This is a genomic window from Paenibacillus barengoltzii NBRC 101215 (assembly GCF_004000745.1).
GTDB classification, from domain to species: Bacteria; Bacillota; Bacilli; order Paenibacillales; family Paenibacillaceae; genus Fontibacillus; species Fontibacillus barengoltzii.
In genome coordinates this window covers 1-11,781 of record NZ_BILV01000113.1, presented here as the reverse complement: position 1 = coordinate 11,781, position 11,781 = coordinate 1, and the positions used below count along the sequence as shown (strand labels likewise).

The following is an 11,781-nucleotide window of genomic DNA, read 5'->3' as shown; positions in this document are numbered from 1 at the left end:
CGCGAATTCTTGCTTTTGGCCGCTGGAGTTGGTACAATAAATGTCTGATAAACTGCCCGGTGGGGCTTCCGATTTGGCTTCTGTTGCGCGTTTTGTTTGAGCTGAAAGTCGGAAGAGGAACTCACCTACTTTGAGGAGGATGGAGCATGGGTAAGAAAAGTGACGGTAAAGTGCTGGCGCAAAATAAAAAAGCTTCCCATGACTATTTCATCGAAGATACCTACGAAGCGGGCATGGTGCTCACCGGCACCGAGATCAAGTCGATTCGGAATGCTCGGGTGAACATTAGCGATGCGTTCGCGACGATCCGAAACGGCGAAATTCATATTCACAACATGCATATCAGCCCGTTCGAGCAGGGGAATCGGTTTAATCCAACCGATCCGACGCGGACACGCAAGCTGTTGATGCACAAGGCACAGATCAATAAGCTGTTGGGTTTATCCAAGCAGGAAGGGTATACGATCGTACCGCTCAAGATCTATATCCGCAACGGATATGCGAAGCTGCTGCTGGGTCTGGGCAAAGGGAAGAAGCAATACGACAAGCGTGATTCCGCCGCGAAGCGGGATGCTCAACGCGATATTCAACGGGCGCTGCGCGAGAAGCAGAAGATCGCGAGATAACAGGCTCGCGACGGTAGTTCCCAGCGTTTCCATCAAGTCCATAAACATGATGGGAAGCAAACATGGTATAATAATGGATGTAAGAACGAAACATCGCTTGTTCGTAATGCGAGCAAGCAGCAGGCCTTGCAGGCTGCACCTTGATCCTCGAACACCCTTTTGATTAAGGGGGCGTTTTTGGATTCGACGGGGGTAGATCGAGCATGGGTAGCGGGTAGTGGGGAGCGTCCGCTTTATCAACGCTAACGCCAAATTTAAACGGCAAAGCTAAACAACCAACTCTGGCTCTGGCCGCCTAATAACGGCCTCCAGGCTCCTACCTTCCATCGCCCATGTGGCAGGATAGGGGCTCAACTTTTAGTGGGATACGCTGTCTAGTCTCCGCCTGCGGCTAGCTGAAGAAGACAATCAGGCTGACCCGAAGAGAATCCGGTGACGGGGAGTCTCTAGGGTGACATCAATACTGTCACTACACCCGTAGAAGCCTATGTGGCGTTGCCTTCGGACAGGGGTTCGACTCCCCTCGCCTCCATTTGAACTTAAAAAACCACAACCTTATGGTTGTGGTTTTTGATTTATTGCTCGGCGATCCTGTATGATCACTCGAAACCTTCGCCCGACTCCTGGCCCGTTTGGAGCAGGACGGTAACCAATTGTTTGGCTGCCGGCGATATCTCCCCGAAGGAATGCGCGATGATGCCGATATCACGAGTGACGCCCGGTCGAATCTCCTTGACGACCAAATCGTGCGACACGGAAGATAGCGTAAAATTGGAGATCAGCCCGATGCCTAGCCCGTTACGGACCATACGGATCAAGGTTTCGGCCGATTGCACCGTCAAACCTTCCCCCAACTCGATCCGGTATTCTCTCAGGATGGAATTCATGGCGATCTCATGCCCGCCTTTACAGAAGATAACCTCGTCTCGGTAGCAATTCAGATCGATAATCAGTTCTTTCGCCAGCGGATGATCCGCAGGAACGATCGCAACCATGTAGTCGGACTGCAATTTCTCGAATTCTAATGAATCGAACGGAGACGCCACAATTCCTAGCTCTACTGTTCGGTCTTCTACCCATTGCTTGATTTGATCGGAGACGCCTTCCAGCAACTCGATTTTCACCAACGGATAATTTGTACGGAAAACGGCGATAGTCTTGGATAGCAAGTTTGTTGTTGCTGCGGGGAAGGAACCGACTTTGATCTTGCCGCCGAGCAGGCGGTTCTCCCGGCCGGCAATTTGATAAATGCTGTTTTCGATCGCCTTCATCTGCCTGGCTAATACGAGAATCTCCCGCCCTGCTTCCGTCAGCAGCAACCCTTTATGCTTGTCACGGATAAACAGCTGAATGCCGAGCGACGCCTCCAAATTTTTGATCGCTTTGCTCACGGCTGGCTGTGAGATGAACAACGCTTTGGATGCCTCCGTAATGTTCGATGTCTCTGCAACCTGCACAAAGATTCGGAGAAGGTTCAAGTTCATTTGCATGCACTCCACCATAACCAATTGGTTATTTCATATATTCAATTTATGTATTTCAGTTATATCTGATTATACCCTATGATGAGATTCGAGAGCGAATAGTGCTATGAGAATTCTTCATCTTAGGAGGTCTTGTGGATGGCAATTGCTTCTGATCAAGCCCAATATACCACCCCTGTCCCTAGCGCTTGGCGAATATGGACGACCGCTTGGCTCGTAACGGCGGTCTTCATCCTGTCCAATTCGGCCACCCCACTCTATGTTCGCTGGCAGCAGGAGATGGGCTTCTCCAATGGTACGCTGACATTAATCTTCGCCGCATATATCGCAGGTTTGCTCGCGACCTTGCTCGTCGCCGGTCAGTTGTCTGATCGGTACGGTCGCAAGCCGGTGTTGTTCCCGGGCCTTGCGGCCGCCGTGCTCGCTTGTATTCTTTTTGGCACGGCCTCCACGGTCGCATCACTCCTGCTCGCGCGATTACTATCGGGCATTGCCGTCGGCGTCATCGTCTCGGCTGGCATGGCTTCGGTCGTGGATGTCGGAGGCCCCGCTCGGAGAAAGACGGCTGCGCTCGCCGCTTCGGTCGCCATGGTGCTGGGTGCAGGACTCGGTCCGCTGTTATCAGGCATCTTTTCCGAGTTGCTCGCCCGACCGGTCGTTCCCCTGTTTGGTACCCAACTTTTGATATTAGCGAGCGCCTTCGCCGTTGCCGGGTCGCTTCCACGACTGCGCTTTCCAGCGCGTCAAAGCGAATGGCGGCTTCGGCTGCCCAGCGTGCCCAAGGGTAACCGGCTGCACCTTGCTCTTGGCATCGCGGTCTTCGCTCCGGGCATCACGTCAACATCATTTATGCTGTCGCTCGGCCCCTCACTGCTGAAGAAGCTGCTGGGCGCCTCGGATCCGCTTATCGCCGGTGGAATGACATGCCTCATGTTTTTGATGGCGACGGGCGTTCAATTTCTCCTGAAGAAGCTTACCATCCGAGGCCAGCTTCTGATGGGCGCAGCGTCCGTCTTCCTCGCCATGCTCTGCATGGTGATCGCTTCCTATGCTTCCGCCGTCACCCCGCTAGTGCTGGCTGCCTTGCTGGCCGGTGCGGGTCAAGGTCTCGGCCAACTCGGTGGCCTGACACTGATCGGCTTGCATGTTCCTGAGCATCGCAGAGCCGAAGCGAACGCGGTTCTTAACATCGGCGGCTATATCCCTGCCGCTATCCTCCCTGTGTGCACGGGCTACCTGATCGACTATACGGGATTGGCCACGGGAGCAACCGCCTTTGCCGCGATCTTAACTGTGGCAGCCTTGGCTGCAGCAGGGTTCGTACGTGTTAAGCTGCCGTAATCAGTGGGGTGTGTCTGCATTTTATATCTACGGAGCTTACTCCATCGTGGACAACGGACAGGATTCGATGACTCGGAAGTTTTTTAAGGTATACGTTTTATTGGAAATATTAAGCTTGCCCTTCGTCGGCAAGTTTTTTTGTTTTCATACAGGTCACACACCTGTTTCACCCCGCCAATCCGCGTTCGAGGTGGTCTCTTGTGTCCATAGGTTACCAGACAAGTCATTGGCCATGTCATGGAGTTTCCATGTTACAAATCAGAGCCGTACGTCGTCATATGTGCAAAACGCAAAGGGGTGATGAGGATCGACGCAAGCAATACCATGATTATTTTCAGAGACAAAACTTCTATTACATTTCTGGAGGAATGATGAACATGGCAAATGTATTATTCGTTAAAGCTAACAATCGGGAGCAATCTATCAGCTTAAAGCTATACGACGCTTTCTTAAGCGAGTACCGGGAGAAAAACCCGAATGACAATATCACGGAATTAGACCTTTTCGAAGTGGAGCTGCCTTACTACGACGGCGAAATGTATTCGGGCATTATCAAGCTTTCCAAGGGTGAAGAACTTACAACCCGGGAACAAAACGCCATCGCGATCGCGAACAGCTACGCAGATCAATTCCTGGCAGCAGATAAAGTCGTATTCGCGTTCCCGCTTTGGAATTTTACGATTCCCGCTCCATTGCTGACCTACCTGTCCTATCTAAGCCAACCTCGCAAAACCTTCACTTATACGGCACAAGGTCCGGTAGGGCTGCAAGGCGACAAGAAAGTCGTGCTGCTTAACGCACGAGGCAGTGTTTACTCCGAAGGCCCGCTGGCTCAAAAAGAGATGTCTGTGAACTACGTGAAAAGCATGCTGGCATTCTGGGGAATAACGAATATTGAAACGGTTGTCATCGAAGGTCATTTGCAATTCCAAGATCGGTCTCAGCAAATCATCGAAAACGGCTTGGCCCAAGCGGTTAAAGTAGCATCCAACTTCTAGTTCACAATAAGCGCGTAACCTTATACCGCTGTCCTCAGCTGCATCATGTTCAAACGGTATAAAAATAGGAATAGCAAAGGATGTGAAAAACATGATTCTGGTTACAGGTGCCACTGGATCGGTAGGCCGTGAAGTAGTTCGGCTGCTGCATAAGGACGGTTTAAAGGTACGGGCGCTCGTCCGCAATCCCGAGAAGGCGAATCTTCCTGCAGGAGTTGAGCGGGTAGCTGGAGATTTATTGAAGTCGGAGACGTTTCTAGCGGCTTTGGAAGGCGTAGAGAAGGTGTTTTGGATGTTGCCCCTAGCCGCCGACTTTGATTTTCCGCGGATCGCAAGGCTTTCCGGAGTGCGGCATATCGTATTGCTCTCTGCGGCAACCGTTGAAATTGGAGCAGGAAACGCTATTGCGCGACTCCACTTAAAAGCCGAGCAGGCAGTGCGGGAATCGGGTGTATCCTGGACATTCCTGCGGCCCAGCGGTTTCATGACCGATGCGTTTCGATGGAAAGATTCGATCAGAACCGAGGGGGTTGTCCGGGTGCCATTCGGCGACCTCAGCATACCAATCATCGATTCGCGAGACACAGCTGCCGTCGCAGCGAAAGCTTTAAGCTCAGACGGACATGAAGGGAAGATCTATACGTTAACCGGACCTGAACGACTTACTCGTAGAGAACAAGTACGCATACTTGGCGAAGTATTGGGTCGGGATATCGGTTTTGAAACGATCCCGGACGACATCGCTTATGAGCAACTGCTTCGGTATATGCCTGGGGAAATGGTTGACGCACTCTTTGAACTATCCAAGCAAGGTCAAAGATTCTCTACTGTGCTTCCTACCGTGATAGAAGTAACCGGTCGAGCGCCGCGCACCTTCAAACAGTGGGCGATCGATCATGCTGAGGAATTCGGTTAACGATTGAATTATGGAACTCTCGCCGCGGCCAAATATGCCGATAACGGTTGCGATCAGTCACGTCAGTATGCTTCGATAGATAAAGAGCACCCCGGTGTGCAATTTTTACAACAGGAAAAGGTGAGATGGCGTATGGAGGAACTGTACGATAAATATAAAGCGCTGTTGTTCACGCTGGCTTATCAGTTGACAGGTTCTGCGGCAGATGCGGAGGATGTGGTGCAGGACGTGTTCTTTAAGGCCTGCGACGTAGATCCCGAACGTTTGAGGGAACCGAAGGCCTATTTGTGCAAAATGGTAACCAATCGCTGTCTCGATCTGCAGAAATCTGCGCGGAGGAGGAGAGAAGTGTACGTCGGTCCTTGGCTCCCTGAGCCGATTCCGACACCGGAAGCGGATACGCTCGAAACGGTCGTCCGCCGTGACCTGCTGTCTTATGGTATGCTTGTACTGCTCGAAAGGTTATCGCCGACAGAGCGTGCGGTTTTCGTTCTTCGTGAAGCGCTTGGATTCGATTACCCCGATATCGCCGAACTGCTTGGCAAGCGAGAGACAAATTGCCGCATGTTGATGAGCCGAGCGAGAAGCAAGATGGGCATATCCGAGGAAGAAACGGTTGCGGCCGACGCGATCGAATTGGAATGGGTGAGCCGCTTCCTCACCTCCCTCGAGCAAGGTAACGTTGATCTTGTGTTATCCTTGCTGAGCGAAGACGTCATGCTCGTCACTGACGGGGGTGGAAAAGTCATCGCGGCTACACATCCGATACAAACGCGCGAACAAGTGGCCCTTATCCTTGCCGGCGCGCTCCATGGCTTGAAGTCTCAGGGAAGTCTTCACTCCGAGTTTGCAGCTCTGAACGGAGAGACTGGAATTGTGCTTCGATCCGGGGACGAAGCCGTGGCCGCTATCTATTTACAACACCGGGGTGAAAAGATTCATAGAATCTACGTTGTAAGAAACCCGGATAAGCTTACTCGGGTATAGGGAGTCAACTGCGGATTTTTCATAAAGATAGAAAACTGGGAACGCGAATGATTTGGGACTAAAGTGAAATGTGGATCTGGCATACCACGGTTCGCCCCCATTTTGGAAAATAAAAACCACAACCATGAGGTTGTGGTTTTTTTGCTATATGGCATCAATTGTGAGACGTTCTTCCCCGTCTCCACATGTAGAAGGTCAGTCCAGCGTAGAACAGAATAACGAAGAGGCTCATGTCCCCGCTGATATATTTTGCGGCTTCTTGATGCTCGACCGTCACTCCGGCAAAAATGAGCCACACTAAATTATGCGTGGTGTGGATCATCGAGGAGGTCCATACACTGCCGGTCCGCATGCGAATTTCGCCGATCACGGGGCCAAGAAAGATCGTGCTGAGCACGGTCATGGGCAGCAGAAGCCAGAGATTCTCATCGGAGTGGTACGCTTCCGTGTTGAGAATTAAAGGGAAGTGCCATACCCCGTGGACGGCTCCATGAAGTAACATCGCTTTTTTTCGTCCCATGCATCCAAGCATGGTCGGCAGCAGATACCCGCGCCAGCCAAGTTCTTCGCCCATGGATTGGGTTAACACCGACTTGATGTATAAGAAGACAATAAGCAGCGGAAATACCGTCCAACTGAAGCCTTCAAAGTCACTTCCAGGCTCGAAGGAGGATAGGTTGGCCGCATAGGCAACGACAAATCCCACAGCCAACGGGATGATTGGAACGACCAGCGCAAATCCCCAACTTTTGAAACCGAGCTTATGCAAACCAAGCTTTTTCCAGCCTGATATACGGTAACCGTCACGCGTCACGATCAACATCATGATGAGCACTGCAATCGTTGGCGTCATCATATAAGCAAAGGTATTCACATGAGGGATGAAGCTGAAACCAACCGCCAGAAGCAAGACGAGCACGATAAATACAATGGATTTAGTTGAATCTTTCAGGGAGGAAAATATGTTAATCACACCTTCTCTTAAGAATACAACCGCATGAGTGGCTGCATTCCAAGAGTATCAAAGTCATGTCATATGGACATAGTGACCGTTGTCATAATAAAAGTCATATCTGTCATGCCGTGGACTTGCCAAGGCTTGGAGAAGATGCAATAATTCTAATCACATGCGAAGTTAAAGTTTTCTTTAAACTTCAACTATCGGCGATAATTCGGAGATAAAATAAGAGGAAAAGTGTCGAATCATCGTGCGAAGCGGGACCATGCATCCAGAATAAACTTTACAGTTCCATGATAAAGGGAGTGATGGATGATGTTATCGAACGACTCGTATAGCTTGATCGATTCGACGAGCGGAACGGCAGCCATGAATGTTGAATCCTCCAATAGAATGAGTGAGAGTTCGTCTTTATTGTCCAGGCTCATCTCACCAAGTATGCATTATGTGCAATATTTCAAGACAGCAGCAACCGGAATTGTTAACTTCTTGAAATCTACATACAGAGTGCAAGAAGCGGCAAAAAAATTGATGCTGCGGAATAATCCATTATTCGAAGCAAGAACGGTGGAAACCTCGGACAGCAGTCTGGTTATTGCAATGGCATCGGCTGGAGCTGCAAGGCAAACCTATGATGTGAAGTTGAAAGCGATTGCGACTTCTCAAAAGAACAGCGGAACCCTATTGTCTGGAGCAAGTGCGTCCGTTGTAAGCCAAGGGATAAATGAATTCACCCTTACCCTTGGCGGCAAGACGACCAAGCTATCGGTGGTGATCGCTGAGCACGATACGAATGATCAAGCGCTGAGCAAGCTGCAAGAGGCGATCAATGCAGCAAAGACAGGGATCATTGCAACGATGGTCCCAGATGCGGATACGGGCCACCTGAAGCTAGAGTTATGCAGTGACCACACCGGAACGGATCAGGCTTTCGAGGTTGAAGACGTTATCGGCAATGCGATGTCAGCAACAGGCGTACGGAATGCAACCGAAATTGCGTCCAATGCCTCATACAGCGTGAACGGCGGTGCAATTCAAACGTCTCAGTCGAACACGATTGAGCTGGAGAAGGACAAAGTGACGGCAACACTCCTGGCTCCATCGATGGAAGCGGTGAGGATTCAGGTTAATCCGGATGCCGATAAAATCATTTCACAAGTGAGTGAGTTGATATCGAGTTACAATGCCATGGTGGGTCGTCTGACAGAAGCCGGCGGGATCTTGAACCCCTCTATCCGAAAAAGCTTGGACTTCTTAGTCGATTCCCCGACCTATGAGCAACTCGGCCTCTATCGTGACGGCGACGGCTTACTCCAGCTGGATGAAGAACAGTTTAAGAAGAATTTGAGCTTGAATTTCGATCAAACTACGCGAGCAATTAGCAGTCATGTCGGCCTGGCTTACCGTCTAGCCTTAGCTATGGAAAGATTCAATACCGTGCCGGCCAGCAGCCTGATGAACCAAACGGCTCGTCAGTTACAACAATTCGCGATCTACCAGTCCTCGATTCAAATCACGATGCCAACCTACGGAAGCGGTTTGTTTGTGAATATGCTGTTTTAGTCATGGATTATTCATCGGGTCAACCAGAATTGGTTGGCCTTTTTTGGCATCAGGTATAATGATTCTAGGCGGATTGGGGGAGGGAGCATTCTGTGTTCGCGGATATCCAAGGTTACGAAACGTTCAAAAAAATCGATCCGATCACCAAAGGCTGGTCGAGCGACCAAAAATACTATATCGAAACCGTCACCAACGAGAGATGGCTGCTGCGCATCGCAGATATTTCCCAGTACGACCACAAGAAACATGAGTTTGAAATGATGAGAAGATTAGCCGAAAGCGGGATACCCATGTCGCGGCCTGTGGATTTTGGGGTATGCAACAACGGCCAGAGTGTCTATTCCCTCTCGACCTGGTGTGACGGCGAAGATGCGCAAGCGGTATTGCCGAAGCTGACGGACACGAGGCAATACCACCTTGGCGTGACAGCCGGGCAAATCTTAAGGCAAATTCACAGTATCCCTGCCCCGGTGGATCAAGAACCGTGGGAATCCTCTTTTAATCGAAAAGTAGACCGGAAAATCAAGCAATATCATGACTGCGGCGTAAAAATGGTGGGCGACGAGCAGATCATCGCTTATATTGAAGCGAATCGGCACTACCTTAGCGAGCGACCGCAGTGCTTTCAGCACGGGGATTATCATGTGGGGAATATGATCATCTCACCCGAAGGGGAGCTGTGGATCATCGATTTTAATCGCTGGGATTACGGGGATCCGTGGGAGGAGTTTAATCGCATCGTGTGGAGCGCTAAGGTCAGTCCGCATTTTGCGACGGGACAGATTCACGGTTATTTTCACGGAAATCCTCCGGACGAATTCTTTACGTTATTGGCTCTCTATATCGGCACCAATGCGTTGTCTTCGATTCCTTGGGCCATCCCTTTTGGTGAAGTGGAAGTCGCCGTGATGCAGCAACAGGCCCGAGATGTCTTGACGTGGTTTGACGGGATGAGGAATCCGGTGCCGGCGTGGTACTTGTCTGATTTTAAATCCAGTATATAGATGGGATTCCGTACAAGTTGAAGTGTGGGTGGAGGATTTGCGGCCATTGATTTTTATGATGGCTGTGTCCTGTATGACTTTGCTGCTCCTCGCGCTTCATGTCTCCAGAGGAAATTACGCTGGGTGCGGTTATCGATGAGGTCTCGTTAAGAGCTGTGAGTGAGGATCGGAGCAAGCGTCAGCAATCCCTTGTGGAGTTGAAACAGGAGTGGGATGCGGCGTGTTTGAAGTGAATAGAACCATGTTAAAATCAACAACCCTGCGAGGTTGTTGATTTTTTGTTTGATGGAATGATTCGTGGGAGAACGGCAAACAAAGGGGATACTCGGCGAATTTAGGCTGATGTATAATAATTCCATCAAAAAACTGAATAGTAGAGGTGATAGAGATGAGCGAGGAGATTTCCATCTTGCCGATTCAATCCTTCTACTCGCTCGATGATCGTACCGTTGCGGCGACGGTACTGCACCAAGAGCCTTTGATCATGAAATTCGAACAGCTGCTGACGGACGACGAGTGCCGGCAGTTGATTGAGGCAGCCGCTCCCCGACTACGAGATTCCAAACTCGTGAACAACGTGGTCAGTGAGATCCGCACGAGCCGCGGGATGTTTTTCGAAGAAGAGGAAAACCCCTTTATCCATCGCATCGAAAAACGGATCTCCGCCTTGATGAACGTACCCATCGAACACGCGGAAGGCTTGCAAATCCTCCACTACAGCCCCGGCCAAGAATACCAAGCCCACTATGACTTTTTCGGTCCGAACAGCCCTTCTGCTGAGAACAATCGGATCAGCACCCTGATCATCTACTTAAATGATGTGGAGGCAGGCGGAGAGACCGTCTTTCCCTTATTGGATCTAGAGGTCAAACCTGAGCGCGGGTCCGCCTTGTACTTCGAATACTTCTATCGCCAACAAGAACTCAACAACTTGACCCTGCACAGCAGCGTCCCGGTGGTTCGCGGTGAGAAGTGGGTAGCGACCCAGTGGATGCGGAGGCAGCGTGTGAGGGAGTACGGGCTTATTTCCAGTTAATTATCTCCATCATTTATTAAAGTCAACACATTTGCACCTCATTAACAATCTGCAAGGCATCCTTGAACCCTTGCAGATATATTTTTACTTTCAGGATTTCTTGTAATGAGAATTGAGCATCTTCATATAGAAATAAAGTTTGTTTGAGGTTCTCAGGAAGTGCTTCTCGTAACGCCTTGATATATTGTTCAGATTCACATGATAATTGCTTGAAATCTGAGTTGTTGGACTTGAGCTCATTGTATAAAGACTCTAATCGGTGGCGAATGAGCGGATCGATCAAGATCTCTAAAGAATGGATCAAGAATCGCACCTCCCAGAGGTTTAATTTTACAAACTAATCTTCAACTTCCTAAATATTATTTTAACATGGCGAAAATCCAGGTCAAGAGAACATAAATATAATTTTGTTTAGGCAAAGATTGTTCAATATAATTAAAGAAAACTTCAACATCTTTGCGAGGGGTTTGGCAATGATAAGTTATAAGCCATTTCAGAAATTACTGATAGATCGTGAAATCAAGAAACACGAGTTAATAAAATTGACGGGAATATCTTCTGCTACGATGGCCAAGTTGAACACCAACGAATATGTCTCTTTAGAAATCATTGATAAACTCTGTTCAGCATTAAATTGTCAGCCTGGTGATTTATTGGAGCATATTCCTGACAAGAAATAAAAGAGTGATTAGTGATTAAAAAGCATACTCAGTAACTAGATCGGCTTAAAAGCATGTAAGGCTCTGGTCTACGAGTGGTGGAGTCCTAAAATTGTTGCGCAAAGAATCACTTAGGACCATAAAGCTGTAAAAAGCGAGTTCCAGGATATCCTGGACTCGCTTTTTTTGTGTGGCGTGCCCAGCTAAGC

12 protein-coding genes and 1 other RNA gene are annotated in these 11,781 nt (G+C 49.5%); 10 read left to right on the top strand and 3 right to left on the bottom strand.

Going from position 1 to position 11,781, the window contains the following annotated elements; genetic code table 11:
* The first annotated feature begins 146 nt into the window (after positions 1 to 146).
* Entirely contained in the window at positions 147 to 626 is a 480-nt protein-coding gene (gene smpB / locus PBA01S_RS21710) for an SsrA-binding protein SmpB (protein ID WP_016313970.1), read from the top strand.
* A 167-nt stretch (positions 627 to 793) separates the two neighbouring features.
* Positions 794 to 1,161, top strand: a transfer-messenger RNA (tmRNA) gene (gene ssrA / locus PBA01S_RS21705).
* A gap of 64 nt (positions 1,162 to 1,225) precedes the next feature.
* Here ssrA and PBA01S_RS21700 read toward each other — a convergent pair.
* Positions 1,226 to 2,116, bottom strand: a complete 891-nt coding sequence (locus PBA01S_RS21700) for a LysR family transcriptional regulator (protein WP_127576716.1) — start codon at positions 2,114 to 2,116, stop codon at positions 1,226 to 1,228.
* Positions 2,117 to 2,248: 132 nt separating this feature from the next.
* Here PBA01S_RS21700 and PBA01S_RS21695 point away from each other — a divergent pair, with 132 nt between their 5' ends.
* The 4 genes from PBA01S_RS21695 to sigJ all read left to right on the top strand — a co-directional run bounded on the left by PBA01S_RS21695 (position 2,249) and on the right by sigJ (position 6,352).
* Positions 2,249 to 3,451, top strand: coding sequence for an MFS transporter (locus PBA01S_RS21695; protein WP_051416874.1), 1,203 nt, complete (start codon positions 2,249 to 2,251; stop codon positions 3,449 to 3,451).
* Between the two features lie 377 nt (positions 3,452 to 3,828).
* Entirely contained in the window at positions 3,829 to 4,449 is a 621-nt protein-coding gene (locus PBA01S_RS21690; RefSeq protein ID WP_127576715.1) for an FMN-dependent NADH-azoreductase, read from the top strand.
* A 91-nt stretch (positions 4,450 to 4,540) separates the two neighbouring features.
* Positions 4,541 to 5,365, top strand: coding sequence for an NAD(P)H-binding protein (locus tag PBA01S_RS21685; RefSeq protein ID WP_016313946.1), 825 nt, complete (start codon positions 4,541 to 4,543; stop codon positions 5,363 to 5,365).
* Between the two features lie 132 nt (positions 5,366 to 5,497).
* Positions 5,498 to 6,352 carry an RNA polymerase sigma factor SigJ gene (gene sigJ / locus PBA01S_RS21680; protein WP_028538480.1) on the top strand — a complete coding sequence of 285 codons (855 nt, stop codon included), beginning with the start codon at positions 5,498 to 5,500 and terminating at the stop codon, positions 6,350 to 6,352.
* Between the two features lie 154 nt (positions 6,353 to 6,506).
* Here sigJ and PBA01S_RS21675 read toward each other — a convergent pair whose 3' ends face one another.
* Entirely contained in the window at positions 6,507 to 7,325 is an 819-nt protein-coding gene (locus PBA01S_RS21675) for a CPBP family intramembrane glutamic endopeptidase (RefSeq protein WP_127576714.1), read from the bottom strand.
* Between the two features lie 300 nt (positions 7,326 to 7,625).
* Here PBA01S_RS21675 and fliD point away from each other — a divergent pair, with 300 nt between their 5' ends.
* From fliD to PBA01S_RS21660, 3 genes are all read left to right on the top strand, one after another.
* A complete protein-coding gene (gene fliD / locus PBA01S_RS21670; RefSeq protein ID WP_164744230.1) occupies positions 7,626 to 8,873 on the top strand; it encodes a flagellar filament capping protein FliD in 1,248 nt (415 codons plus the stop codon).
* A 92-nt stretch (positions 8,874 to 8,965) separates the two neighbouring features.
* Positions 8,966 to 9,877 (top strand): aminoglycoside phosphotransferase family protein, encoded by a 912-nt coding sequence (locus PBA01S_RS21665; RefSeq protein ID WP_127576712.1) that lies wholly within the window; start codon positions 8,966 to 8,968, stop codon positions 9,875 to 9,877.
* Between the two features lie 388 nt (positions 9,878 to 10,265).
* On the top strand, positions 10,266 to 10,913 hold the full coding sequence (locus PBA01S_RS21660) for a 2OG-Fe(II) oxygenase (protein WP_127576711.1): 648 nt from the start codon (positions 10,266 to 10,268) through the stop codon (positions 10,911 to 10,913).
* Between the two features lie 22 nt (positions 10,914 to 10,935).
* Here PBA01S_RS21660 and PBA01S_RS21655 read toward each other — a convergent pair whose 3' ends face one another.
* Positions 10,936 to 11,217 carry a DUF6809 family protein gene (locus PBA01S_RS21655; protein WP_127576710.1) on the bottom strand — a complete coding sequence of 94 codons (282 nt, stop codon included), beginning with the start codon at positions 11,215 to 11,217 and terminating at the stop codon, positions 10,936 to 10,938.
* 169 nt (positions 11,218 to 11,386) lie between these two features.
* On the opposite strand from PBA01S_RS21655, the gene PBA01S_RS21650 reads away from it, so the two are divergent.
* Positions 11,387 to 11,593, top strand: a complete 207-nt coding sequence (locus PBA01S_RS21650; RefSeq protein WP_085278850.1) for a helix-turn-helix domain-containing protein — start codon at positions 11,387 to 11,389, stop codon at positions 11,591 to 11,593.
* Positions 11,594 to 11,781: the final 188 nt, after the last annotated feature.